Origin of the sequence: Trichormus variabilis 0441, assembly GCF_009856605.1 — a bacterium.
In the GTDB taxonomy this organism is placed as follows: domain Bacteria; phylum Cyanobacteriota; class Cyanobacteriia; order Cyanobacteriales; family Nostocaceae; genus Trichormus; species Trichormus variabilis.
Window position 1 is genome coordinate 5007515 of the sequence record NZ_CP047242.1, and the last position, 26317, is coordinate 5033831.

At 40.8% G+C, this 26317-nt stretch carries 26 protein-coding genes; 14 read left to right on the plus strand and 12 right to left on the minus strand.

Features of this window, described 5'->3' with window-relative positions:
* Window positions 1-156: 156 nt before the first annotated feature.
* Window positions 157-1554: a glycosyltransferase family 39 protein gene (locus tag GSQ19_RS20630; RefSeq protein WP_011319721.1), complete on the minus strand. Its 1398-nt coding sequence runs from the start codon at window positions 1552-1554 to the stop codon at window positions 157-159.
* A gap of 138 nt (window positions 1555-1692) precedes the next feature.
* Here GSQ19_RS20630 and GSQ19_RS20635 point away from each other — a divergent pair, with 138 nt between their 5' ends.
* Window positions 1693-2199 carry a GNAT family N-acetyltransferase gene (locus GSQ19_RS20635; protein WP_041456233.1) on the plus strand — a complete coding sequence of 169 codons (507 nt, stop codon included), beginning with the start codon at window positions 1693-1695 and terminating at the stop codon, window positions 2197-2199.
* 34 nt (window positions 2200-2233) lie between these two features.
* Here the strand turns inward: GSQ19_RS20635 and GSQ19_RS20640 are convergent, their stop codons facing one another.
* Window positions 2234-2635 (minus strand): fasciclin domain-containing protein, encoded by a 402-nt coding sequence (locus GSQ19_RS20640; RefSeq protein WP_010995492.1) that lies wholly within the window; start codon window positions 2633-2635, stop codon window positions 2234-2236.
* 163 nt (window positions 2636-2798) lie between these two features.
* On the opposite strand from GSQ19_RS20640, the gene GSQ19_RS20645 reads away from it, so the two are divergent.
* The 4 genes from GSQ19_RS20645 (at window position 2799) to GSQ19_RS20660 (ending at window position 9284) form a co-directional block, all read left to right on the plus strand.
* Window positions 2799-3758, plus strand: a complete 960-nt coding sequence (locus tag GSQ19_RS20645) for a putative 2-dehydropantoate 2-reductase (RefSeq protein ID WP_011319723.1) — start codon at window positions 2799-2801, stop codon at window positions 3756-3758.
* A 74-nt stretch (window positions 3759-3832) separates the two neighbouring features.
* Entirely contained in the window at window positions 3833-6841 is a 3009-nt protein-coding gene (locus GSQ19_RS20650; protein WP_011319724.1) for a valine--tRNA ligase, read from the plus strand.
* A 151-nt stretch (window positions 6842-6992) separates the two neighbouring features.
* Entirely contained in the window at window positions 6993-7436 is a 444-nt protein-coding gene (locus GSQ19_RS20655; protein ID WP_011319725.1) for a hypothetical protein, read from the plus strand.
* 264 nt (window positions 7437-7700) lie between these two features.
* The gene (locus tag GSQ19_RS20660; RefSeq protein WP_104009940.1) at window positions 7701-9284 is read left to right on the plus strand and encodes a glycosyltransferase family 39 protein; all 1584 of its coding nucleotides are present in this window, start codon (window positions 7701-7703) and stop codon (window positions 9282-9284) included.
* A gap of 19 nt (window positions 9285-9303) precedes the next feature.
* On the opposite strand, the gene GSQ19_RS20665 is transcribed toward GSQ19_RS20660, so the two are convergent.
* From GSQ19_RS20665 to GSQ19_RS20680, 4 genes are all read right to left on the minus strand, one after another.
* Window positions 9304-10113, minus strand: a complete 810-nt coding sequence (locus GSQ19_RS20665) for a prepilin peptidase (protein WP_011319727.1) — start codon at window positions 10111-10113, stop codon at window positions 9304-9306.
* 98 nt (window positions 10114-10211) lie between these two features.
* Window positions 10212-10478 carry a hypothetical protein gene (locus tag GSQ19_RS20670; RefSeq protein ID WP_011319728.1) on the minus strand — a complete coding sequence of 89 codons (267 nt, stop codon included), beginning with the start codon at window positions 10476-10478 and terminating at the stop codon, window positions 10212-10214.
* 88 nt (window positions 10479-10566) lie between these two features.
* The gene (gene leuB, locus GSQ19_RS20675) at window positions 10567-11655 is read right to left on the minus strand and encodes a 3-isopropylmalate dehydrogenase (RefSeq protein ID WP_011319729.1); all 1089 of its coding nucleotides are present in this window, start codon (window positions 11653-11655) and stop codon (window positions 10567-10569) included.
* 105 nt (window positions 11656-11760) lie between these two features.
* Window positions 11761-12483 carry a Uma2 family endonuclease gene (locus tag GSQ19_RS20680; RefSeq protein WP_011319730.1) on the minus strand — a complete coding sequence of 241 codons (723 nt, stop codon included), beginning with the start codon at window positions 12481-12483 and terminating at the stop codon, window positions 11761-11763.
* Between the two features lie 43 nt (window positions 12484-12526).
* On the opposite strand from GSQ19_RS20680, the gene GSQ19_RS20685 reads away from it, so the two are divergent.
* The 4 genes from GSQ19_RS20685 to GSQ19_RS20700 all read left to right on the plus strand — a co-directional run bounded on the left by GSQ19_RS20685 (window position 12527) and on the right by GSQ19_RS20700 (window position 15978).
* Window positions 12527-12829, plus strand: coding sequence for a hypothetical protein (locus GSQ19_RS20685; RefSeq protein WP_041456234.1), 303 nt, complete (start codon window positions 12527-12529; stop codon window positions 12827-12829).
* A gap of 285 nt (window positions 12830-13114) precedes the next feature.
* Window positions 13115-14137: a serine/threonine protein kinase gene (locus tag GSQ19_RS20690; RefSeq protein ID WP_011319731.1), complete on the plus strand. Its 1023-nt coding sequence runs from the start codon at window positions 13115-13117 to the stop codon at window positions 14135-14137.
* 62 nt (window positions 14138-14199) lie between these two features.
* Window positions 14200-15528, plus strand: a complete 1329-nt coding sequence (locus GSQ19_RS20695; protein ID WP_011319732.1) for a serine/threonine protein kinase — start codon at window positions 14200-14202, stop codon at window positions 15526-15528.
* A gap of 216 nt (window positions 15529-15744) precedes the next feature.
* A complete protein-coding gene (locus GSQ19_RS20700; RefSeq protein WP_011319733.1) occupies window positions 15745-15978 on the plus strand; it encodes a hypothetical protein in 234 nt (77 codons plus the stop codon).
* A 107-nt stretch (window positions 15979-16085) separates the two neighbouring features.
* On the opposite strand, the gene GSQ19_RS20705 is transcribed toward GSQ19_RS20700, so the two are convergent.
* Window positions 16086-17015 (minus strand): methylenetetrahydrofolate reductase, encoded by a 930-nt coding sequence (locus tag GSQ19_RS20705; RefSeq protein ID WP_041456235.1) that lies wholly within the window; start codon window positions 17013-17015, stop codon window positions 16086-16088.
* Between the two features lie 164 nt (window positions 17016-17179).
* Window positions 17180-18187, minus strand: a complete 1008-nt coding sequence (gene trpS, locus GSQ19_RS20710) for a tryptophan--tRNA ligase (RefSeq protein ID WP_011319735.1) — start codon at window positions 18185-18187, stop codon at window positions 17180-17182.
* A gap of 306 nt (window positions 18188-18493) precedes the next feature.
* On the opposite strand from trpS, the gene pip reads away from it, so the two are divergent.
* The gene (pip, locus tag GSQ19_RS20715; RefSeq protein WP_011319736.1) at window positions 18494-19444 is read left to right on the plus strand and encodes a prolyl aminopeptidase; all 951 of its coding nucleotides are present in this window, start codon (window positions 18494-18496) and stop codon (window positions 19442-19444) included.
* 97 nt (window positions 19445-19541) lie between these two features.
* On the plus strand, window positions 19542-20282 hold the full coding sequence (locus GSQ19_RS20720) for a DUF429 domain-containing protein (RefSeq protein WP_011319737.1): 741 nt from the start codon (window positions 19542-19544) through the stop codon (window positions 20280-20282).
* A gap of 19 nt (window positions 20283-20301) precedes the next feature.
* On the opposite strand, the gene glgP is transcribed toward GSQ19_RS20720, so the two are convergent.
* The 3 genes from glgP to GSQ19_RS20735 all read right to left on the minus strand — a co-directional run bounded on the left by glgP (window position 20302) and on the right by GSQ19_RS20735 (window position 23602).
* The gene (gene glgP / locus GSQ19_RS20725; RefSeq protein WP_011319738.1) at window positions 20302-22866 is read right to left on the minus strand and encodes an alpha-glucan family phosphorylase; all 2565 of its coding nucleotides are present in this window, start codon (window positions 22864-22866) and stop codon (window positions 20302-20304) included.
* A gap of 260 nt (window positions 22867-23126) precedes the next feature.
* Window positions 23127-23453, minus strand: coding sequence for a hypothetical protein (locus tag GSQ19_RS20730; protein WP_011319739.1), 327 nt, complete (start codon window positions 23451-23453; stop codon window positions 23127-23129).
* Entirely contained in the window at window positions 23444-23602 is a 159-nt protein-coding gene (locus GSQ19_RS20735; RefSeq protein ID WP_011319740.1) for a hypothetical protein, read from the minus strand. The genes GSQ19_RS20730 and GSQ19_RS20735 overlap by 10 nt, the downstream gene beginning before the upstream one ends.
* Before the next feature lie 729 nt (window positions 23603-24331).
* On the opposite strand from GSQ19_RS20735, the gene GSQ19_RS30300 reads away from it, so the two are divergent.
* Window positions 24332-24460, plus strand: coding sequence for a hypothetical protein (locus GSQ19_RS30300; protein WP_255449162.1), 129 nt, complete (start codon window positions 24332-24334; stop codon window positions 24458-24460).
* A 468-nt stretch (window positions 24461-24928) separates the two neighbouring features.
* Here GSQ19_RS30300 and GSQ19_RS20740 read toward each other — a convergent pair whose 3' ends face one another.
* The gene (locus GSQ19_RS20740) at window positions 24929-25072 is read right to left on the minus strand and encodes a hypothetical protein (protein ID WP_159368357.1); all 144 of its coding nucleotides are present in this window, start codon (window positions 25070-25072) and stop codon (window positions 24929-24931) included.
* A gap of 23 nt (window positions 25073-25095) precedes the next feature.
* On the opposite strand from GSQ19_RS20740, the gene GSQ19_RS20745 reads away from it, so the two are divergent.
* Together GSQ19_RS20745 and GSQ19_RS20750 are read left to right on the plus strand one after the other, a co-directional pair.
* Window positions 25096-25791 (plus strand): acyltransferase, encoded by a 696-nt coding sequence (locus tag GSQ19_RS20745; protein WP_011319742.1) that lies wholly within the window; start codon window positions 25096-25098, stop codon window positions 25789-25791.
* Between the two features lie 280 nt (window positions 25792-26071).
* Window positions 26072-26188, plus strand: coding sequence for a photosystem II reaction center protein I (locus GSQ19_RS20750; protein ID WP_010995449.1), 117 nt, complete (start codon window positions 26072-26074; stop codon window positions 26186-26188).
* Window positions 26189-26317 lie beyond the last annotated feature (129 nt).

Genomic DNA, 26317 nt, shown 5'->3' on the forward strand with positions numbered 1-26317 from the left:
GATGGATTATCAAGAACGTTCTCAAAAAGAACAATATCAACTTTTAGATGCGTGTCAGAGAATAGCCATTCCTCTACTTAAATAACATATTAATAGCACCGGAGAACAGCTAGTGGCTTGTTTACCACAAAAGCGGTAAGACCACAAATTAATTATTTATTCAATTAAGTTGCTCTGTAAAATTTGTTTTAAATTGTAAGTAATTAATATATTGGCAACAATGCAACTGCTAAAAACTAGAATTGCTATGACTCTATTAAGAAATAACAGCTTTTTAGTTCTTAATACTTCTTGGATAACGATGGGTGCATATACGATAGATATTAATGCTATAAAAATGTACTTAAATCCTTTAAGATTTAAAATATAAAAATTAGACCAGGGATGTCCCAGTCCGTAGTTTAGACACCAAGAAAATATAATAATAATTATAACGGAAGAATTTAGAAGGGAAGGTTTTTTAATGAAATCACCAATAAAATAGCCTGATGATATTAACAGAAATGGATACAAAGGGATGGTATACCAACAATAAAAGTGACTCTGTGCGCCCGAAAATATTGACATAAATAAGTATGTTATTAGTGGTAAATAAATTAACTGAATTTTATAGTTACTCACTAAATTTTTCATTGCATAGGGCAGAGTCATCCAACCAAGAATAAACCAAGCATCTATAAAAGGGAGATTGCCAGAAAATATCATTTCCTTTAAGATGAGAATGCTATTGAAACGCTGAGAATGTGCTTTTAATACAGATATAAATAGCTTAAAATCATAAAACCAACCATAAACAAAGTATAGAGAAAATGCAAAAATCCCAGCCGTCATAACTATTAAGCCATCTCGGAGCTTTTTCTTATATACAAACATTAATGATAAAGCTGCAACAATAGATAGACCCGTTACTTTTACCAAAGGGGCAAGGCTAGTCAGCGCCACTAGTATATAAAAATACATGGTGCGTGATTTATTTAAATATTCTAGAAAACAAAATATACTACCTAATAATAATAAAATTAATAAATTTTCACTAACTGCCAATCTAGATAAATATACAAATAAGGGGTCAGTTGCAAATATCAATGTTGTAATAGTGGCTATCTTGGTATTAAAGAGTTTGTGATTAATAAAATAAAAAATAAAAATAGATATACTAGAAAAGATGAGGCTAGGGATTCTAATTAATTGTGTGGTGCATTCCCAAAAAGTATTTGCACCAAGCAATATAGCAAATCCGCCGACAATTAAACCAAATAAAGGTGGATGATCAAACCAAGGTGTAACTAAATATAAATTTTTCTTTCCTAGCCATTCAATCCTCGTCAATTTGTCGGTATCGTATGCGGAAAGATAAGACCAGGAAGTAGGTACAGAATTCTGGATTAAACTCATGCCACTCCAGGCAAAAGCATACTCATCAAATGTAAAATTTTCGTCCGGTACAACAGCATAGTTATAAACTCTTAGCCATGTACCTAAAATGGTAATAAGTACAGCAATGAGTAAGTTTTTATTATTTGTTATGATTATTTTGATTAAATCAGTGTTCATTTATTTAATGCTTACAATTTTCTACGGAATAAAATGTATACTAGGGATATGTCAGTTTAAAAGACTTTATATTGAAAAAGAGAAACTTTATCTGACATATAAAACAAACTTGGTTTTTGCAGCATGAGTTTTAACATTATGAATATACGCTGTGAAACTGCTACAGATTATTTAGCTATTTCCGAAGTTAATAATTTAGCTTTTGGTCAAGAAAATGAATCGCAGCTAATTGATAAAATTCGGATTTCTGAGTTTTATATTCCAGAGTTATCATTAATTGCCGAAGTTAACCATACTGTAGTTGGTCATATTCTTTTTAGCTATATTGAGTTAGCAGGAGAAGAAAAAATACAAGTGCTTGGATTAGCACCTATGGCTGTGCATCCTGAATTTCAAAGACAAGGAATTGGCAGCGCCCTAGTCAAAGCGGGATTAGAAAAAGCAGATGCAAGAGGAGAAAGTTTAGTTATTGTATTAGGGCATCCACAGTTTTATTCTCGTTTTGGTTTCGTGCCGTCAGTTAATTATAAAATTGCTAGTCCTTTTCCAGTACCAGACGATGTATTTATGGTCAAAACACTACGAAGTTATCAAGATAAATATCAAGGAAAGGTTATTTATCCACCTGCTTTTTCCCATGTTTAAGTAAATAGGTGGGTAATGCCCACCTAAGAGAACATTAACCCATCAGAATTACAGTATCGATGACGTGAATTATACCGTTATCTGCTTCAATATCTGCGGCTAAAACTGTGGCATTTTTCACCTCAAAACCATCAGCACAATCAATTTTAATCGGTGAACCTTCCACGGATGTAACTGTGCCAAGTTTTGCTAAATCAGCCTGCTTCAGCTTGCCAGGTACCACATGATACGTTAATATTCTCGTTAATTGGGGAATATTCTGCACCAAAGTTTGTATAGTTCCTGGGGGTAACTTAGCAAAAGCATCGTCGTTTGGTGCGAAAACAGTAAACGGCCCTGGACTTTTTAAAGTTTCTACTAAACCAGCAGCTTGTACAGCTGTCACCAGAGTTTTAAAACTATCTGCACTAACTGCAATATCAACAATATCAGCCATCTGTTTCACCTCAATCTCTGCCAAGAATTTTAAATTATATTAAAACTGTTTTAATTTTTATCACAAAGTTTGTTTAAAAACATGACATTCAGATAATCCATATCTCAGCCGACTTGTGGAAGCTGTTCTATGATAATTATCGAAAAATTCTGGCAGACAATTTATGAGTGAACGCAAGTATGCGATCGTGGGGACTGGTGCATTAGGCGGCTATTATGGTGCTAAATTGCAAAAAGCTGGTTCGGATGTTCATTTTTTACTCAAACGTGACTACGGAAAAGTCAGTCAAGATGGTTTATTGGTAGAGTCTAAAGACGGCAACTTTACCCTACCCCAAGTTAATGCTTATAGCGATGTGGCAAAGATGCCAAAATGTGACGTGGTAATCGTCGCCCTGAAAACTACACAAAATCATTTGCTACCAAAGTTATTACCATCTATTGTTAAAAATGATGGGATAGTTTTGGCATTACAAAATGGGCTTGGTGTAGAAGAAGAAATTGCCGAGATTCTCCCTAAGGTTCACATAATTGGTGGGTTATGCTTTCTATGTTCTAATAAAGTGGGTGCAGGGCATATTCATCACTTAGATTATGGACAAATTATTTTGGGTGAATATGCTCATGGGTATTCAAGTATGGGTATTACGGATAGGATGCAGCAAATAGCCCATGATTTTCAAGCTGCTGGTATTTCTATTGAATTAGTCGAAGACTTATTACTGGGACGGTGGAAAAAACTGGTGTGGAATATTCCCTACAACGGGTTGTCTGTAGTTCTCAATGCCAGAACTGACGAATTAATGGCAGATACCTACACTCGTACATTAGTTGAACAATTAATGTATGAAGTCAAAGCAGGGGCAATTAGTATGGGGCGAAATCTTCCTGATAGTTTTATTCAAACCATGCTTGATTACACAGTAAAAATGAAGCCTTACCGCACCAGTATGAAAATCGACTATGATGAGTGCCGTCCCTTAGAAGTAGAAGCCATTGTTGGCAACCCATTACGCAAGGCTCAAGAAGTCGGTGTAAACTTACCGCAAATCAACTGTCTCTACCATCAACTCAAGTTTTTGGATGGGAGAAATAGGATTGGTCAGTTGACAGTTGACAGTTGATAGTTGTTATTCTCTTCAATCCCCAAGCCTGTGGCAAAATTTATTAGAGTCCTTCCAAACTGAAATTTCCCAGAATGACCGCAACTATAACCAATCTTCCCAGTCTCTACGATCCTTTTACCACTGAAGCCAAGTGGCAAAAATTCTGGGAAGAAAACCAAATTTACAAAGCTGACCCTAACAAGGATGGTGAACCTTATTGTGTGGTGATTCCGCCGCCAAATGTCACTGGTAGTCTGCACATGGGTCACGCCTTCGAGAGTGCGTTGATTGATACCCTAGTGCGCTATCACCGAATGCAGGGGCGTAATACCTTGTGGCTACCCGGAACTGACCACGCCAGTATTGCAGTCCATACAATTCTGGAAAAACAACTCAAGGCTGAGGGCAAAACTCGCCAAGAGTTGGGACGTGATAAATTCCTAGAACGTTCTTGGCAATGGAAGGCGGAATCAGGGGGAACCATTGTTAATCAGCTGCGACGTTTGGGTGTTTCGGTAGATTGGTCGCGGGAGAGGTTTACTTTAGATGAGGGCTTATCTAAGGCTGTAGCCGAAGCTTTCGTCAGTCTCTACGAAGAGGGTTTGATTTATCGTGGTGAATATTTGGTAAATTGGTGTCCGGCCACTCAGTCAGCTGTGTCTGATGTGGAGGTGGAATCAAAAGAAGTGGAGGGTAATCTTTGGCATTTCCGTTATCCTCTGACCGATGGTTCTGGTTATGTGGAAGTAGCGACGACTCGACCGGAAACCATGCTTGGTGATACGGCTGTTGCAGTTAATCCCAATGATGACAGATATAAACATCTGATTGGTAAAACCCTCACACTGCCAATTACACAACGGGAAATTCCTATTATTAGTGATGAATTAGTTGACCCTGCTTTCGGTACAGGTTGCGTAAAAGTGACTCCCGCCCATGACCCCAACGATTTTGAAATGGGTAAGCGTCACAATCTGCCGTTTATTAACATCCTAAATAAAGACGGTACACTCAACGCCAATGGTGGGGAGTTTGCAGGACAAGACCGCTTTGTAGCAAGGAAGAACGTAGTATCTCGCCTAGAAACAGATGGTTTTCTGGTGAAGATAGAAGATTATAAGCATACCGTACCCTATAGCGATCGCGGTAAGGTTCCTGTCGAACCTTTATTATCTACTCAATGGTTCGTACAAATTCGCCCCTTGGCAGATAAAGCGTTAGCATTTCTTGACGAGAAAAATAGCCCAGAGTTTGTTCCCCAACGCTGGACAAAGGTTTATCGTGACTGGTTGGTAAATCTGCGGGATTGGTGTATTTCTCGACAATTATGGTGGGGTCATCAAATCCCCGCTTGGTACGCGGTGAGTGAAACCAACGGACAAATTACCGATAACACGCCTTTTGTGGTGGCAAAATCCACAAATGAAGCCTGGGAGAAAGCTAAAGCGCAATTTGGGGAGAATGTCCAACTAGAACAAGACCCAGATGTACTAGATACTTGGTTTTCCTCAGGACTGTGGCCGTTTTCTACCTTAGGCTGGCCAGAACAAACCCCAGATTTAGCCAAATACTACCCCACTACTACCTTAGTTACGGGCTTTGACATCATCTTTTTCTGGGTAGCAAGAATGACGATGATGGCTGGTCATTTCACAGGACAAATGCCGTTTCAGACCGTTTATATTCACGGTTTGGTCAGGGATGAAAATAATAAAAAGATGTCCAAGTCGGCTAACAATGGAATTGACCCATTGTTACTGATTGATAAATACGGTACTGATGCCCTACGGTATACCTTAGTTAGGGAAGTAGCCGGTGCTGGTCAAGATATCCGCTTGGAATATGACCGTAAAAAAGATGAATCACCCTCGGTGGAAGCATCCCGCAACTTTGCCAATAAGTTGTGGAACGCTGCCAGATTTGTGATGATGAATTTGGATGGACAGACACCAGGGCAACTTGGTCAACCAAATGCCACGGAATTAAGCGATCGCTGGATTATTTCCCGCTATCATCAAGTTATCAAGCAAACTACCAATTACATTGATAATTACGGTTTAGGGGAAGCAGCCAAAGGAATTTACGAATTCATCTGGGGCGATTTCTGCGACTGGTATATTGAACTAGTAAAATCCAGACTGCAAAAGGACGCAGACCCTTTATCACGTAAAGCAGCACAACAAACCCTCGCCTACGTCCTCGAAGGGATTCTCAAGCTACTGCATCCCTTTATGCCCCACATTACAGAGGAAATTTGGCAGACTCTCACCCAACAACCAGAAAATTCTTCACAAACTTTAGCTTTACAAGCCTATCCCCAAGCAGATGCAAACTGGATAAATCCCGCCTTGGAAACACAGTTTGATTTGTTGATTGGTACTATCCGCACAATTCGTAACTTACGCGCTGAGGCGGAGGTGAAGCCAGGGGCAAGAATCATCGCCAATTTACAAACTGATAGTGAATCAGAAAGACAAATCCTCATAGCTGGTCAATCTTATATTAAAGATTTAGCCAAGGTGGAGACTTTGACCATTGCTGCTGGACAACAGCCATCAACGGTGACAAAAAAGAAACCCCAAAGGGGCTTAAAAACTATCGGCTTAGTTATCGCCGGCCTGGTTTTCCTCAGGGTAGCTTTGGCGGTAGCGGATACAGTTGATAATGTTCCTTTCCTGGGAAATTTCTTTGAAATTGTTGGGTTGGGTTACTCTGCTTGGTTTGTCGCCCGTAACTTATTATCCACCCCAGCTAGACAAAGATTTTTAGCTAAGTTCTTCGCTTCACCCACTGAGAAGAATCTTTCAGAGACAGTACCACAAGCGCCACAAGCAGCAGAAAAGTCTATCGCTGGTGTGGTAGGAACTGTACAAGTTGTTATACCTCTAGCTGGTGTAGTGGACATTGAAACTCTACGTGCCAAACTAGAGAGAAGCATCAGCAAAGCGGAGGCTGAAGCTCAATCTCTCAAAGGTCGGTTAAGTAATCCTAAGTTTGTCGATAAAGCTCCAGCAGATGTAGTACAAGCTGCGCGAGATGCTTTAGCTGAGGCAGAAAAACAAGTGGAAATTTTGCGCTTGCGCCTTCAGACATTGGTGTAAGCATTACCTACGCGATTTGGCATATTTGCAAGAGGTAATGAGAAATTTATAACTATCTCATTACCTTTTGCAAAGTCAAAAATTATTCAAAAATTAAAACTTCACAATACTATATAAACTTAAAATCTGAAATGAAAGCACAACTAAAGTCATGCTATATCTAGCCCAGGTGCATAAAAATGAGTTTTTAGATCAGTACCAACTACGCTTATTAGCGCGTCAAGAAGCTGATTATCTATGGACAATAATTCCAGAAGAAGCTTTTATTCTTCTGGGTAAAGGCAACACAATCAGCGATAATTTGTTGGTTTTAGTGGAACTTTCCTCTACCGGTGAAATCGAAAAATTAGAGGATGCTAGTAGCTGGGTACTGAATATATTGCAAACTTATCTCAGCACTGGTATGACTCCAGAATTGTTGCAACAAGAAGTAGAAAGAGCAGAACAATGGCGACAGTCCCTAACTATACAAAACCAAGACCTAGCTCGCCGTTCTCTAGAATTAGAAGCTCGTCGAGAGCAAATTCAAGCTTTAGAGGAAAGTTTGAAACGCGAACGTAATGGATACCAAAAAGAGAGCGATGGTGATTCCTAATTGAGGGAAGAACTAAGGATTATAAATATACAATTATTAACTGTTATCTTTTGATGACGAAAAATCTTACGTCTTATTAAATATATATTGAATCATTAAAAATATTTTATGGGGCGGGTAATACAAACCGTAAAAATAAGGTAATATCCATAATTAATGTCAATTCGATAAGCAACACATTATTGGGTGAAGACGCGATGAATAGCGTCTCTACAAATGGTTTATTTGCCGCATTCTTGTTTCATTATAAATCTTCATTTATGTATGGAAAATAAAACATCAGAAGAATGTTATAAAATTCCTAACTGGTTGCTGATTATATCAACAGTCGCACTTGTTTTGGGAATATTTTTAAGATTTTATCATCTTGAACAAAAAGTTTATTCTTTCGATGAAACTTTCTCCTCAACCTATATTTATGGGCAACACTCCCAAGCCTACCAAAATTTTGATAATTCTATTCTCAGCATCGGCGAACTGCAAAAATATCTCTTCATAGACGCAAATAAAACTTTAATTCAATCAGTTGAGCAAGTAATTGAAAAACTTTATGTATTTCCTCCAATCTACCCAGTTTTGACAATTTTATGGTCGTATTTATTTAATCATTGGTTTGATAATGGACTAGTGATTCAAAGAAGTTTAGCTGCTTTATTAAGCGTGATTGCAATCTGGGGAATCTACTGGTTAGGATTGGAGTTATTTGCATCTAAAACTACCGCATTTGTAGCGGCGGTAATTGTAGCTATTTCTCCCTTTCATTTACAATATGCCCAAATCATCCGCCCCTATAGTATTTTGATAGCGACTACAGTCATTGCCTGTGGATACCTACTTAAAGCTATACGGTTTAACAATTTATTCTGGTGGCTGATTTATGGATTAAGTCTTGTGATTGGGCTTTACTCTAATTTGCTATTTGCACTTGTTTTAGTGGCTCATACACTGTACGTCTTGATTAACGAGAACCTTAGAAATTTAAAAAGTCTCACTGCATATTTTTTGACATTAGGAATTAGTACCTTAGCTTTTTTACCTTGGTTATGGGCTTTTATAAATTCCAGTATGCTGAAATATTCGGTTGAACAAGTGTCTGATAAAAGTTCTTTGTTTGGGTTAATCAATGCTTGGTTAAAGGGTATACAGAACCTTTTTATTGACTTATATCATCCCTTTTTTTCGCCTAATTTTCTCAAAGCTGCCCAGTATTTCTTCGCTCCAATTATATTAGCGATCGCCGCAATTTCTCTCTATACACTTTGTCGATACGCACCGAGAAAAATCAGAAACTTTCTCCTGGCATTAGCGATCGCCACAGGAGTCAGCTTGATGGTGAAAGATGTCATCAGTGGTAGTTCTATCACCACCAGAATGCGCTATTTGATTCCTTTCGTTTTAGCTATGGAATTGATAGCTGCATACTTGATTGGTAGTTGGTTGACTGCTAGCCAATCTTCACACAGGCGATGGGGACAGTTTGCTTTATCAATTTTAATTTTGTGTGGTGTGAGTTCCTGTCTGGTAATTTCTGCTGCACCATCATGGAATGCCTTTGGTAGTCCCCATTTTCCCAAAGAGTCGGCAATCATCAGTTCAGCCGATCACCCACTAGTTTTATGCACAAATCTAGACCGGGCATTATCCATGAGTTATCTAGTTGACTCAGACACTAAATTTAAACTAATTCGAGATGATCTGACAATTCCCGATGGGTTTAACAGGGTTTTTGTTCTAGAAGCATCAGCAAAAACCCTCAAACAACTAGCAGCCAAACATAAATTAGTGAATACTTTTCCCCAGGGTAGATTGTTTGAAATTGCGGGTGTTGTTAGATCCCCGACTTCTTGAAAAAGACGAGGATTTGATCTTAAAAAAACAACTGTAAATAAGCTGACAAAATTGGTTGTCCACCAAAGAGAGTGATAAAAGCTCCTGAGGCGAGGAAAGGGCCAAAGGGAATTTTTTGCCCCCATTTGCGTTTCGAGAGCATGATAGCCCCAATACCTACCAATGTGCCTAAAGTACAGGCAATCAATCCAGCCAGAAGTAAATATCGCCAACCCAACCAAGCACCCATCATGGCAGCAAGCTTGGCATCTCCTGCACCCATCGCCTCTTTTTGTAAGAAAACTCCTAAAAGAGCGATCGCCTCAAATAACCATAAACCCAAGACAGCGCCAACAATGCCCATCATTAAGTGTCTAATTAATCCTGGCAAACTAGGGTCAGAGGCATAGCCAACAACCATTTGAAAGACCAAACCCAAGACTAATCCTGATTTGGTGAGGGGATTAGGTAGGGTCATAGTATCTAAATCAATTAAGGACAATGCTAATAGCCAGCTGCAAAACGTCCAGTATCCTAAGGTCAGAATTGAAACGTGAAATATCAAAAATACGCAAAGAAAAATGATCCCTGTCACTGCTTCCACTACAGGGTATCTCAGAGAAATTTGACTTTTACAATAACGACAACGCCCTTTTAACCATATCCAGCCCAGCACAGGCACATTATCATAGGCTTTCAGTTGGTTTAGGCAATGAGGACAACGGGAGGGCGGCCACAGGATGGATAATCCTGCCGGTAATCGATAAACTACAACATTAATAAAGCTGCCAATAGATGCACCCAAGGCGAAAACGAACACACTCGCCAGGGTTACTATCAAAGTTTCCATATAGTCAATTGTCTTGAGTCCTGTGTCATTTGTCGTTGATTTTTCGCTGATTGTCGAGGGTTACCACTGACAACTGACAACTGACAACTGACAATTGACTAATACATATAGGATTCAATTTGACTCAATGGCACAAAACATTCTTGGGGTAACAAAACGGGTTGATTGGTAAAAATTACTTTACCCCGGTGAGTGACACGATTAATAGCTACTCCTGAAGGCTGGCCAGCGATTTCAGGATGTACTTCGCAGTGGGTGTAATAAATTTGCCCCGCAGCTCTTATCACGGCTGGGTCAACCAGAGGGGACTGGTTCTTTGGGGCAGTAAAAGTAGCTTTTCCTTGTCCTTGTTTTAAAGCGTACACTATGCTGTTATGTGATTGCTAGATTTTGGTTCCAGTTTAGCCGAAACATCCGGTAATGGTTGCCAATTTGCCTGTTTTTACCGGGAAATTATGATTTTTCTAATGCTTTAATGAGGGAGTCACCCATAGCCCGGCAACCCAAAAGATTCATACCCACCGACATTATATCCCCTGTGCGATCGCCTTGCTCTAAAACTTGTAACACAGCCTGTTCTATTTTGTCTGCTGCTTGTGGTTGGTTTAAAGCGTAACGCAACATCATCGCCGCACTTAAAACTTGGGCAAGGGGGTTGGCTTTATCAAGTCCTGCGATATCTGGGGCAGAACCGTGGACTGGCTCAAATACTCCCGGCCCAGAAGCCCCAAGGCTAGCTGAAGGTAACATTCCAATACTACCCGTGAGCATAGCAGCCGCATCCGAGAGAATATCCCCAAACAAGTTGCCTGTAACGATGGTATCGAACTGCTTAGGAGCGCGTACCAATTGCATAGCGGCATTATCTACATATAGATGGGAAAGTTCCACATCCGGGTATTCTTGGGAAAGTTTGGTGATGCGATCGCGCCACAATTGGGATACATCTAATACATTAGCTTTATCTACTGAACAGAGTTTGCCCCGACGTTTGCGCGCAGTCTCAAAAGCTATCCGGCCAATTCGGTCAATTTCTGATTCTGTATAAACCATCGTATTAACACCACGTTTCTCACCAGTCTCAGTAGTAAAGATACCTCTGGGTTTACCAAAGTAAATGCCACCAGTGAGTTCCCGCACCACCATAATATCTACACCTTCCACAACTTCCCGCTTCAAAGTCGAAGCGTCAATTAACTGCGGTAAAATTTGGGCTGGGCGTAAATTGGCAAATAATTCTAATCCCGCCCGCAATCCCAGCAAGCCCCCTTCTGGGCGTTGGTGAGGGGGTAAGGAATCCCACTTATAACCACCAATAGCAGCGAGTAATACAGCATCACTTTGGCGACAAGTATCTAAAGTAGCCGATGGCAGAGGTTCGCCAGTCGCGTCAATCGCTGCACCGCCAATCAAAGCTTCTTGGAAATCAAACTGAATATCAAATTGCTGCCCTACGACTTTCAGCACATCTACCGCCACTGCCATAATTTCAGGGCCAATTCCATCGCCAGGGAGTAGGGTAATTCGATAGTTCTGAGTCATAGCTGAATTTTCATGTGGTAAATGCTTGCAGATTAAATATCATACCGAGCAAGTGTACCAACGTAATTTGTAATTTGTAATTTGTAATTGGGGAATGTAGGATATTTAAGCGTCAGGCTCTACACCGAGCGATCGTAATTGTGCTATGAGGCGTTCATTCCTTTGACGTTCCTGTTCCGTCCTTTCTTCTCCTGTCAGCAACAAATTACCCTGCAAATCCCACCAGCGCAGCCAGGGTAATTCCATATTTTGATATTCACCCTCCCATATACCTAACTCCACACCTAATGGATGTATGGGATAATGTCCGCGCTCATTAACTGGTAATAATTCATATTGCCCACCAATTAATTCATAAACTTCTACACTAGCTTTATTTACTTCATAAATACCGTAAAAAGCCGGATGAATTACCTGCTCATAAATCCAAAATTTCCCCTTCCAAGGTGTTTTGTCTCGTTCCTCCGTACCATCACCAGAAACAAATTCCAAAGCAATTAATGGGGAAATAAACTCACGCCACAGCACATAAGATCGTCGTGTTTGTCCATCAAGTAAAGGTGGGACATTCGGTACATAAAACCAATCTGGTGCTTCTGCGTCTTTCTCTGGAGGGTCAGTCATCCGCCAGTAGATACCACTATCTTGACCTATACAGTATTGTCCATCAGAATGGCGTTTTTGTAATACAGGTTTAATCGAGTCGGTGAGTAGAATGCTTTGGGGATGTTCCTGAAAGTTTTTCACAAAAGTGCCATCGGACTCTGGTAGTTGCGTATGGTCTGGGAAAGGAGTGAGGTCGGTGGAGGGATTGGTTGCAGAGGTCATAAAGCTACCTTTGCAGAGGTAATGGTTGTTTTTCAGTATAGCAGTGAGAAAGGGAGGAGAGGCGATCGCTCTTCATATCGGAACACTAAACGCAAAAGCATATACAACTAAAAAACCTCTAGCCATAAAATGTCTTTTTGCTTGCGGAAAACACCAAAATGAGAAAGCATTCAAGCAAAATGAGAAAGTAAAATGCCTTTTTGCTTGCGGAAAACACCAAAATGAGAAAGCATTCAAGCAAAATGAGAAAGTAAAATGCCTTTTTGCTTGCGGAAAACACCAAAATGAGAAAGCATTCAAGCAAAATGAGAAAGTAAAATGCCTTTTTGCTTTCTCATTTCAGTAGATCGCGTATTCATTTCCAAAGATTTTGTAAAAAAACCGCAGTTTTTTGACTAATTTCAGTAGATTGCGTAGTCAATTTGATAAATTCCGCAAGTATAGTCGCAGCCAGATAGATTAGAACATCAAGCTAAGTTAGTAATTAGTAGGGTGCGTCAGTATGAATAATTTCTAGGTGTAGTGAGATTTTCTCGCACTGATGCACCCTACCCTACTCTTCACAAAGCTCATTCAAGTGCCAACTATCTATTATGTAAAAATAAGTACAAATATTTGGGGAGTTGCAAAGATGGCTTGGGTAGCAGGTGGTCAGTTGCAAGGTGGCAAATACACAATTGAAAGGGAGTTGGGAAGGGGACGGTTTGGTATTACATATTTGGTAACAAACAGGAATAGCGATCGCTTAGTTATTAAAACCTTAAATGATAATTTGCTTCAATCTCTCAGTCAACCGCAACGCGCACGACTGGAAAATATGTTTTACAGTGAAGCCCTAAAACTTCAAAAATGCCATCATCAGCATATTGTAAAGATTATAGAACTCTTTAGAGAAGCAGAGTATCCGTGTTTAGTCATGGAATATCTCGGTGAAGATAGTTTAGCTAATCTTCGCCCAGCCATACTTTCGGAACAAGACGCACTCCGTTATATTCAGCAAATTGGGGAAGCACTGATAGTTGTACATAAAAATGGACTCATTCATCGGGATGTACGTCCAGAAAATATCCTTTTGCGGAAGCGAGACGGGAATTTAGAAGCGGTGTTAATTGATTTTGGTCTAGCTCTTGATTTTGATTACATTTTAACCACAAGCCGGACTCAAGAAACGTCCGCCGGATTTACACCATCTGAGCTTTCTACTCAAGGTACTATAGCTAAGGCTTGTAGCGATGTTTATTCACTAGCGGCTACTCTCTATAAACTGCTGACGGGGAGAACACCTGTGGATGCAGTTAAGCGCAAATTAAACGGTGAGCATTTGGTTTCCCCAAAAGAATACAATCCTCAAATTAGCGATCGCACCAACAGGGCAATTTTAACTGGGATGCAGCTAGATCCCAAACAGCGATCGCAATCAATGCGAGAATGGCTAGATTTATTAGGGTTGACTCAGCCTGAGACAAATGTTACATCTGACACCAAGTCAAATTGGGAACGCAACATTCAGATGTGGGGAATTATTGTAGCGGCGATCGCGGCTATTGGAACCTTACTCTCAGGCATAGTTGGCTGGATACCTATTTTTAAACCCTCTTCACCACCCAGCCCATCATTAGTGTCTCCTAGTCAATCGCCTAGTCAAACTCCGTAGAATTAGCTAAACTCATATCATCATGCTGGCTTTGAACTAATTATTTTTACTCAGAGGTATTCATGCCCTGGATAGCAGGACAACAATTACAAGGTGGTAAGTATGTAATTGAAAAAGTTCTGGGACAAGGGGGATTTGGAATTACTTATAAAGCATTGCAAGTTGAGCTAAATCGTCCAGTTGTGATCAAGATACCCAATGAATTTCTCAGCCATGACCCAGAGTATGAAAAATATGTAGAGAGATTTATTAAAGAAGGGAGAATACTAGCACGCTTATCTCAAGAACCTCATCCTCACATTGTGGGAGTAATCGACCTGTTTCAAGAAGGTAATACTCACTGTCTAGTCATGGAATTTGTGGAAGGGGAAAATTTGTTTGAGGCTATAAAACACAGAGGGGCGTTACCAGAATCTGAGATTGTGCGTTGTATCTCTCAGATTGGGGAAGCTTTGGTAAAAGTACATCAAGCAGGGCTAGTACACAGAGATGCTCACCCTGGAAACATCATGCTGCGGAAGAATGGTAAAGCAGTTTTAATTGATTTTGGCATTGCTAAAGAACTCTTGCCTCAAACGTTAAGTTCAACAGGTAATATAGGTAACAGAGGATTTGCACCCTATGAACAGATGACTAGAGGGAGTCGAGAACCAACGGTTGATGTTTACTGTCTAGCTGCGACACTCTATTATGCAGTTACAGGTCAACCCCCTACAAATTCTCTAGCTCGTAAGCTGGAAAATGTTCCCCTCAAGCCACCTAAACAAATTACTCCCAATATCAGCAATCAATTAAATAAAGCAATACTCAAGGGTATGGCGCTGGAAGCACAAGACCGTCCCCAATCAATGCAAGCATGGTTAGCAATCTTAGAAGCACCAAAGCCAACTCCTCCATATTCTGTTGTTCCAGTTCATAAAAAAGAAGCTGTTAGTCCTAAACCCAAGATAAAGTTACAAGCTTCTCCACGTAAAGCAGTTACTAAGTCACATAGCATTATTCCCTGGGGCTGCTTGATTGGTATATTATTCAGTTCCTTATTTATAGGCTACCTCTTTGCTATGTCTAACGCTCCGTTTTGGGCTTGGGCTGTGACTGTAGCTGGGACATTGACTTGGGCTGTGGCTGTGTCTGGGGTTGTGGTTGGGGGGGCTGTAGCTGTGGCTGTGGTTGGGGCTGCAACTGTGGCTTTGGTTGGGGCTGCAACTGTGGCTGGTGCTGGGATTTGGGCTTGGTTTTGGGCTTTGGCTGTGGCTGCGTTTTGGGGTGGGGCTGGAGAAAAATTACAAAACTACTTCAGTCAGTTTCATACTTTTTTGATTTTGGTTACTACTTCCTTCTTTGGCTTGGGCTTGGGGCTGCTAGTACATCGGGTATTCAATGTGTTATAGATTACTAAAACTTTCAAATCTAATTAGTAAAAGATTTTTAGCATTTGCATTGGGTGGAAAAACAAGGAGGAGATCACACTTTTGTCCCAAAAAAACCTAAGCTTCTAGTTCAATGCCGAGTAATCAAATCCTTGCTTTTAAAGGTATTAAGCCATCCTTGTAATTGACCTGAAAAATCAGTAAAAATAAAAACATCACTCTATAGTGAGGTGGATTATGGGAAAAGAAGAACAATTACTTGAAGGCTGGCGAGAACTCACACCCGAAAATCAGCAAAAGGTTTTGGAGTTTGTTGAAGCCCTAAAATCCCAATCAGAAGCAAAAGAAACGAATCAAGAATATATTCCACAAACGCCCTTAGCCAAGAAACTATGGGAAATTCGTCAACGAGCGATCGCTTCTGGAATAAAATTACTGAACAAAGCCGAAATTGAACAAGAGCTTGCTTAAACGAAAGGCGATCGCCATTTCCCATAAACTTGTAGAGACGTTGCACGCAACGTCTCTACAGGAATTATTTGGTGATTGGTAAAAGAAATGTGATCGCCTGTTTTAACCTACTTCACCAACATCCGATTAACTGGCGAAACACCCGCCAAATCTAGAATTTGCGGAATCAAATCTTCCCGCTTGACGGCCATCATGTGGACACCATGACACAATTGCCTTGCTATCTGTACTTGTTCGGCAGCAATTTTGACACCTTCTTCTAATGGGTCTTTGGCTTTGGCTAATCTCTCAATAATGTGTTCGGGTATATTTACACCGGGAACGCACCTATTAATAAATTGGGCATTTTTTGCTGATTTCAACAGAAAAATTCCTGCCAAAACTGGCTTTTTATGAACAGAAGCTATCTTATCCATGAACTTTTCTAGTCTTTCAAAATCAGTAATTAATTGACTTTGAAAAAACTGCGCTCCGGCTTCAATTTTGCGTTCAAAGCGACTTTGCAAACCAGACCAACTGGCACATTGGGGGTCTACGGCTGCACCGACAAATAAATCAGTTGCGCCATCAGTCAAGGGTTTATCGTTGCAATCGACACCTTGATTCATTTTCCGAATTAGTTGCAATAGTCGCACTGCTTCTAAATCAAAGACGGCTTTGGCTTCGGGATGATCGCCTGCTTTTACTGGGTCGCCAGTTAAAGCTAAGATGTTACGAATACCCAAGGCATGAGCGCCCATGAGGTCGGCTTGTAAGGCAATACGGTTGCGATCGCGGCAAGCCATCTGACAAACTGGTTCAATACCCTGTTGCAACAAAATCGCCGATGCTACCAATGAAGACATCCGCAACACCGCACGGCTACCATCGGTAATATTGACAGCATGAACTCTCCCCTTAAGAGTCGCCGCCATTTCCATCATGTGTGTGGGATTTCCCCCTTTTGGTGGTGCTACCTCGGCGGTAACTAAAAATTCCCCCGCTTGCGCGGCTTTACTGAAATAATTCAAAGCAGTATAGCTATGGTTATCGTCCATAACGTGATGATGTCTGTTCTTTTTAAGGGTATAACGAATTACACCTGAAAGAACAAGGGGTGGGATTGGGTATTGGGTATTGGGGACTGGGGATTGGGGACTGGGGAAGGATGAAATATAATTCTTCCCCCAGCAGTCCCTCATTACCAATTACCAATTACCAATTAAACAGGTACAGAATACCCTAACGCCGCTCTCACATCTGCTAGAGTTTGGTTGGCGACGGCTTCGGCTTTTTCTCGTCCGTCACGTAAGACTGATTCTAGATAGCCTTTGTCGGCGGTGATTTCTTGATATTTTTCTTGGATGGGTTTGAGGGCGTTGATGGCTGTTTCGGTTAATAGTGGCTTGAATTGTCCCCAGCCCATGTCTTGACATTCTGCGGCTACTTCTTCTTTCTTTTTACCAGACAGTAGCATATATAAAGTCAGCAAGTTGTTGCACTCTGGGCGTTCTGGGTCGTCGAAGGTTAAACCTTTGACTGGGTCAGTTTTACAACGTTTAATCTTATTAGCAATCTGGTCTGGTGGGTCTAAAACGTTAATGCGGCTTAACTCTGAGGGGTCAGATTTAGACATTTTGCGTGTCCCGTCGGTGAGACTCATCACCCTTGCCCCTTCCTTGCGGATTAAAGGTTCTGGCAATTTCAGCACAGGTTTATCTTTGGCGAATTGGTGATTAAATCTGTTGACAATATCCCGTGTTAGTTCCAAGTGTTGCTTTTGGTCTTCACCTACCGGCACTTTATCGGCTTGGTAAAGCAAGATATCAGCCGCCATCAGCACTGGATAGATTAACAAGCCTGCACCGACGTTTTCCCCTTGCTTGACTGCTTTCTCCTTAAACTGAATCATGTCTTGTAGCCAATTTAGGGGGGTGATGCAGTTGAGAAACCAAGCAAGTTCAGTGTGGGCTGAGACGTGGGATTGGACAAAGACATTCGAGTATTTTAAATCAATACCACAGGCTAAATAAAGTGCAGCGATCGCATAAGTGTCTGCCGCCAATGTAGCTGGATTATGCGGTACAGTAATTGCGTGTAAATCCACTACACAAAAGAAATTATCGTACTGGTCTTGAATTTCTACCCAGTTGCGAATTGCCCCTAAATAGTTACCCAAATGTAGATTACCAGTTGGTTGAACTCCCGACAGAACGCGCTGCTTACCCATAAATCCTAGTTTAGTTATCTCAAATTCCCACCTTGTACAGTGGCGATGGCAAAACACATATCATTTTGTCATTAGTCAATAGTCATTAGTCAATAGTCCATAGTCGATAGTTCTATAGGTTGGATTTGAGCGAAAACTAATAAATATACTACACATTTAATATGATAAATCTTGTGGGGTGGGCATCTGGCTGCCTTTGTATAATTTACTGGTGTAAAATGTGCTGTAGTTACGGCTGTGTTATTTCTTGCTTGGGCAAGGTTGAGGAAATAAATTAATATTTATCAATATTTTTTAGATATAAATATGCGCGAACTTTACCCACTCATCGAACCTTATAAAGAAGGTAAATTAAAGGTTTCCCAATTACACACCATTCATTTTGAAGAATCAGGAAACCCCCAAGGTAAACCCATAGTGTTATTGCATGGTGGCCCTGGTGGGGGCTGTCCTCCAGTTTATCGGCAATATTTTCACCATGAAAAATGGCGATTAGTCATGTTTGATCAACGTGGCTGCGGTAAAAGTCAACCCCATGCCGAATTGAGGGAAAATACCACTTGGGATTTAGTCAGTGATATTGAAAAACTCCGAGAACATTTAGGAATAGAAAAGTGGGTGGTTTTTGGTGGGAGTTGGGGCAGTACTTTATCTTTAGCTTACAGTCAAACTCACCCTGAGCGTTGTTTAGGCTTGATTTTACGCGGGATATTTTTGCTCAGACAAAAAGAGTTACGCTGGTTTTATCAAGAAGGTGCTAGTTATATTTTTCCTGATGCTTGGGAGGAATATCTGCAACCAATTCCTGTAGATGAACGTGATGATTTACTCACGGCTTATTACCAACGTTTAACTAGTCCAGATTCACAAGTTAGACAAGAAGCGGCTCGTGCTTGGTCAATTTGGGAAGCTAGCACTAGCAGATTATTTCCTGATACCCAACTAAAGCAAACTTTTGCTGAGGATAAATTTGCAGAAGCTTTTGCCCGGATTGAATGCCATTATTTTATAAATAAAGGCTTTTTAAATTCTGACCATCAACTATTATTAAATGTTGACTGCATTCGCCATATCCCTAGTGTAATTGTCCAGGGGCGTTATGATGTAGTTTGCCCAATGACATCAGCTTGGGAATTACATCGTGCTTGGCCGGAAGCTGAATTTATTGTAGTTCCTGATGCTGGTCATTCTATGAGTGAAGTGGGGATTCGTAGTGCTTTGATTGAGGCGACGGATAGGTTTGCTGATGCAGGCTAGATATGATTATCCTTTTTAACGCGGAGTGACGCTAAGGTTAGCGCAGAGGTACGCTGAGGGTTTTTCTTGTATATTCTGAGGTATTAAACTGACACAAATGAAATTTATTGGTATCGATTTGGGTTGGAAGTCTCAACCGAGTGGTTTATGTTGCTTGCAATTAATTGAGGGTAAGTTAGAGATAGTTGACTTAGATCGTCAAGATGCGATCGCTCATATTTTCACCTGGATAGATACTTGGGTGCAACCGGATGAACCAGCCATCATCGGCGTAGATGCACCCACCCTTATACCTAACTCGACGGGAAGTCGTCTCCCTGACAAACTCACCCATAAGTATTTCGGTAAATATCACGCTGGTTGTTACCCCGCCAACCAAGGTCTAGCTTTTGCAGAACGGACTATAAATTTTGGTTTAGAATTAGAATCTCGTGGTTTTGCCCATGCACCTACAATAGAAGCACAAAAATTAGGCAGATATCAAATAGAAGTTTTCCCCCATCCGGCAATAGTTCACCTATTCAGCTTAGATCGTATTCTTAAATATAAAAAAGGGCGCATCAGTGAGCGCCGCTTAGAATTAATCAAACTTTATCAATATATTGTGGATATCCTACCCACAATGGAACCTGCTTTGTGTGTCAAAAAGTTATCCCTTGGTGAAATTCCCCACACTGGTGCAGAACTGAAAGCCGCCGAAGACAAACTCGATAGCTTAATTTGTGCTTACGTAGCTGCCCATTGGTGGTATTGGGGAGAACAACGTAACCTAGTATTAGGTGATCGCACCACTGGTTACATTGTCATCCCTAAGTCAGTGCTGAGTCATGAGTTGTAATTCCCAGCACTGTTTTGTTTTACTCGGCCCAAGCGATTAACCTGGGTTCATAAGGAGTAGATAAATGTGGGTGTTTTGGCAATACGCGCAAGGATAAGCCTTGTAAACCAGAGGTGGTGTAAAGGATATTAGCCGTATAAACACTTAAACCATCAGTATCCTGTCCTTGGTAATCCATAACTACAGGCACAGCGTTGACAATATCACCATTGGCATCAATGGAACCTTGATATAGCTCCACTTGCACATCATCATTATTTAATGTTGCCAAGTCTACTTTGGCTTTGACAGCAACGGTTTGATTAACTTCAATATCTGCGCCTGCGGATACATCGACATCTTTGATTTTGATATTAAACCAATGGTCACTAAGTTTGGCTTTCCAATCTGCTAATTCCTTAGCTGGGGCATAATTATCAGATGTTAAAGTGTGATAGCGATCGCTGGCTGGGAAATAAGCCCGTTGTGCATATTCCCTAACCATCCGCGCTGTATTAAAGAAGGGACAGTTCAACCGGATAGCGTCTTTCATTTTGGCAACCCAAGGTCTGGGTAAACCATCGATATCGCGGTGGTCGTAAAATAAGGGTACGACTTCTTTTTCCAGTAAATCATAGAGAGCATTGGCTTCTACTTCATCCTGGTAGTTGGGGTCTTCGTAATTTTCCCCATGTCCAATCGCCCAGCCTGTGCGGACGTAATCGGCTTCATCCCACCAACCATCTAACACACTCAGGTTAGGTAAGCCATTCATGGCTGCTTTCATCCCACTAGTACCAGATGCTTCTCTGGGACGACGGGGTGTGTTTAACCAAATATCGCAACCCGCAACCATCAACCGGGAAATATGAATGTCGTAGTTGGGAACAAACACTATTTGTTTTTCTAGGTGTTGTTCGCGGATAAAGTGATTAATTTCGCGGATGAGTTCTTTTCCAGGAATGTCTTTAGGGTGGGCTTTACCCGCGATGACAAATTGTACTTTGCGGTCTTTGTTGCCTAATAAGATGCGTTTAATCCTTTCCACATCCCGCATCCACAGAGTAGCGCGTTTATAGGTGGCAAAACGACGGGCAAAGCCAATAGTTAATACGTTGGGGTCTAGAACTTCCTGGGCTTGGAAAATTTCGGAAGCAGAAGCACCGCGATCGCGCAGGTGTTTAACCAAATGGTCGCGCACATACAGTATCATGTCCAAGCGACATCGTTCGTGATTTCGCCACAACTCCTCATCAGGAATTGCATCCATCCGTTCCCACAATTGGTTGTCTGGTGGTGCTGATGACCAATTTGGCCCCAAGTAGCGATCGTATAATTCCTGAGTTGATTTGGCAACGCAACTACGGGCGTGAACACCGTTGGTAATCGCTGTAATGGGTACTTCCTCAACAGGAACCTTTTTCCACAAACCTTGGAACATTTGCCGGGACACCACACCGTGTAACTGGGCTACACCATTAGAAAATGTTGCCATCTTCAACGCCAGCACCGCCATACTAAACGGCCCAGATAAATCACCTGTGTTTTCTCGCCCCAACCCTAAAAATTGCTCTTTAGGTAAGCCAAAGATGTCTGCATAATAACCAAGGTAATACAGAATCTTGTCCGGAGGAAATAAGTCGATTCCTGCCGGTACTGGTGTATGCGTGGTAAAGATGTTACTCGAACTCACCACCTGTTTAGCTTCCGCATAACTCAAACCCTCTTCTTGAATTAACAAGCGGATACGTTCTAGGGCTGAGAAGGCGGCGTGACCTTCATTCATGTGGTAAGCCGTGACTTCATAACCCAAAGCCTTCAACATCTGCACACCACCAATACCCAACATAATTTCTTGGTGGATACGCATATCGATATCACCACCGTAGAGTTGGTCTGTGATGTCGTGGTCGTAGGGGTTATTCGGCTCAATATTCGTGTCTAGCATATACAGGGGTACTGTTCCCACCTGTACCCGCCAAACTCTGGCATATACCTTGCGTCCGGGGTAATCCACCGCAATCTGCAATTCTGAACCATCAGGATTGCGTTCCAGGTGCAAGGTCATGTTGTAGAAATCGTTAATCGGGTAACGTTCTTGCTGCCAGCCATCGGCATTGAGATACTGAGCAAAGTAACCTTGCTGGTATAGTAAACCCACACCAACTAAGGGTAGACCTAAATCACTGGCTGATTTCAGGTGATCCCCTGCCAGAACACCCAAACCACCAGAATAAACGGGTAGACAATCAACCAGCCCAAATTCAGCCGAAAAATAGGCGTAACATTCTTTTGGCTGTTGACCGCGTTGTTTGTGATACCAACTGCGCTCTTGTAAATAATCATCTAATTGACGGTTAGCACGATCCAACTGTGCCAGGAAGCCTTCATCTTCCACGACTTCCCAAAGCCGTCCTTGACTGATTGTACCCAGCATTAGTACGGGATTGTGGTGGCTAGATTCCCACAAATCTGGGTCTAAACGACGAAATAAATCTTTAGTCTCAACGTTCCAATCCCAGTGTAAATTATACGCCAGTCGCCGCAACGGCTCAAGTCGCGGCGGCAAGGAAGGAGAAACATTGAATGTACGAATCGGCTGCATAGGTTAGCAAAGCTCCCAGTTTAGCTATGGATATTGTTCACTGTCTTTCCCCAATGTTGCCAATTCTTTATACTATGTTTGTAAAATTGCCATGACTTTGTTAAGGAATGGAAATCTTTGCGCCCATACCTGCTAAACTTCGTGCCATCAGTCCTTTTATTAGGTTGCTGGTTAGAAAAACTTGTATCTTAGGTGTGAAAATCTCAAGATTCTCTTAAAGATTATCTTAGATCCCCGACTTCTTTGAAAAAGTTGGGGATCTAATTAGCACCAAGGGAAGGCTGGTCTGGTGAATTTTTGGGCATCGTCAGGGCGACTGCGGCGGCAAATGTCATCTCTGCGGCTATTTGATAAGCAAGTTTAATATTAGACTTCCTGTCTCTGCTGTTGTTAGGTGTGTAGGATTTATGGCGGGGTAATTCCTGCTTAACCCTACCAGAGGCGATCGCCCGTTGTAAGATAATCAACGCATCTACATCTTCTGAATCAAAATTTGTTTTCAGCAGCACTTGAATTTGGTTTTGGTCAGCAATACTCAAACAACCAGTATTTAAAGCTTTTTGGGCGATGTCCTGAATTAAAACCATAATCCGTGCCAACTGTATAAGTTTATAGTAATACCTGATACTGCAAATTTTTGGGCGATCGTAAAACCTTGAACGATGGGAAGTATATCAGGATTGTTTCCAAAATCTACAGCAACTGACACCCAAAACACATCCCCCAATTGGCTCACCTGATTGGGGGATTTGCACATTTTTGGCTATTTTTAGTATTGACAATTAAAAAAGTATTGTATGTTGCATTCGCTAATGATTTGTCCAAAATTGTCTCTCAAGCTGACTGAATATAAATTCGATATCTAGAACTTATATTTAATTTCATTTTTGACAGAAATATTAAGTATAAACCCATAAGGCTTATTCACTAAGTCCTATCTATACAAGTACGTATGTCTATTGACCTGTATATCTAGCGATCGCTTTTCTTAGTAGTTTGATGAGAATAAAGTGAAATCCAATATACATCATACTGAAAACCGAAAATATTCCCGCAACAAGACAATTCAACATTAATCAGTAAAATTCGCTACCACAAGTCTAAATATTGATTCTTATGTCTAAATTTATATTGATTTAATATTTGCTTGAAACTTAAATCTGAATTTACTTTTTTCCGGATATGTTTCATAGTATTTTCTACCCAATATACTAACAAATGGCATTCGAGACTCAATCATAAATAAAATATTATTTCATAAATATGTGGCTTTACTTACATAAAACCAATTTTTGTTATTAACAACACATCAAATTTATTACATATCAACAATATTAAAGAAACTATTTCCTGCGGTTGATCCACAAACTATAAAATGTGTTATGCTGGTGAGCAATTATTGTTAAAAACCATTCATGTGATTATAAACGTGATTAGGTTAGTTCGTAAATCATCAGTGTGCAACATGATGAGAGCAGCATACTCTAAAAATTCTTTGCCGGAGAGTCGCCATAGCAATCGGGGAAGCGCTTACTTGTTTGCACCGATGGTGAATTTTAATGTGATGGCCGAAGTTGGAGATACTCCACCATAACTTGGTTATATTTCAGTAAAATACCAAGTATTATTCAACACAAATTACATTTTGATATATAGACAAATTTCCTCAAAAATTTTATTTAGTCTGGACAAAATGTATTTGAGTTGACGAAAGCTTGTTCAATTGAGTTGTGAAAAATACTTCGCTGCATATAGAGCGGATGTCAGACGAAAAATAACTATATCTATCCGTTGCTATTGTCTAAACAGTAGTGAAATTAGTCTGTCCCAAGCTAGATCAACTCACAATTTAATACTCTGAGTTTTGACACTGTAATTACCTGAGCATTAGCTTTTGTATCGCCGGAGATAAAAATAGCAACAATCTTGAAATAAGGGATGGATAAATACTACCAAGATATGTTGTTGCTGGCAACACAGCTAATCAAATTGGGGTGCAGAAAAACAGCATACTAATTCTGTTATCTCTTGGAAAAATTACAAACGTTGTAAACCTGGATTCTTATTCAAAAATCTTTTGAGTTATATCCAGCACAGTGGGCATTTGTGTATCAATACTCACCAAAATTAATACTGGATAAATATCAGGATAATTGGCACTACAGAAATAAAGATACATATCCAAGACACTAGCCACATCGTTCACAATATTTATCGGATAACTTAATCATGAATCATCAGAGATATTCTGCCAAATCACAGCGATTTCAAGAACTTCTGGCAATCACTGTTTTCGGGAATATCCCCACACTACTGCTAGGCCCAAAATTAAGGAATCTCGTATATCGAATGATTTTTGCTCACATAGGCAGTCCTGTATATATTCAACATGGAGTAGAATTTACCAACGCTTCTAATATTGAAATTGGCAATAGTGTACATCTATTTAAAGGTGTACGTCTTGATGCTAAAGGGCATCCAAACAATAGAATTTATTTGGCAGATGGAGTGGCAATTGAGCGCAACGTTGATATAGGGTGTCTGGAAAATACGTGTATTCACATTGACGTGGAAACTTTCATTGCTTCTGATGTTTGTATTTCTGGGCCAGGAGACATCACAATTGGTAAGCGTTGCATGATTGCTGCTCATTCAGGTATATATGCTAACAATCACAACTTTACAGATCCGATATTGCCGATTAAATACCAAGGTGTTACTTGTAAAGGGATCGTGATTGAGGATGATTGTTGGCTAGGACATGGAGTAACGGTATTGGATGGTGTGACCATTGGTAAAGGAAGTGTCATTGGTGCAGGGGCAGTCGTCACCAAAGATATTCCCCCATTCTCCGTAGCTGTAGGCGCACCTGCACGAGTAATTAAAAGCCGTGTTGCCCAGGATTTAGTTACATCTGGAGATTAGGGATGGGGATCAAGGGAAGAAGCAATTACCAATTTATCTTCAAAATAGGAAACCTCCGGCTGAAGAAAACGTCACAAGATGAACTAGTTAACAACTAAATCCTATTCAGGGTCATCCACTCCGCCAGAAAAAACTGAGCATTAGCTAAGGAAACTGAACATGGTCTTAACGACCACTGCGGCACTCTCAAAAAGTAACGAGATGCGGGTAATATAAAGAAACTACCTTTTCTGCATGGCAGATACTGAGGACGAAGCTCTACCTTTTGGAGATATCGCAGATGCTCACTTTAAAAATCGCTGTTTATATTGTTGTTGCTTTCTTTGTGGCTATCTTTGTCTTCGGATTTTTGTCTAATGACCCAGCTCGTAACCCCGGTCGTCGGGATTTAGAGTAAAAGCGAGACAATTTATCCGTGAGCGCCGGAAGTTAGAAAACACCAGATTGAAAAACACTACCTGCCAAAGATTTTTCCTTTGCAGTGTAGTGTCTCCCTCAGGGAGTTTACTCAAGCACAGGTGAATTC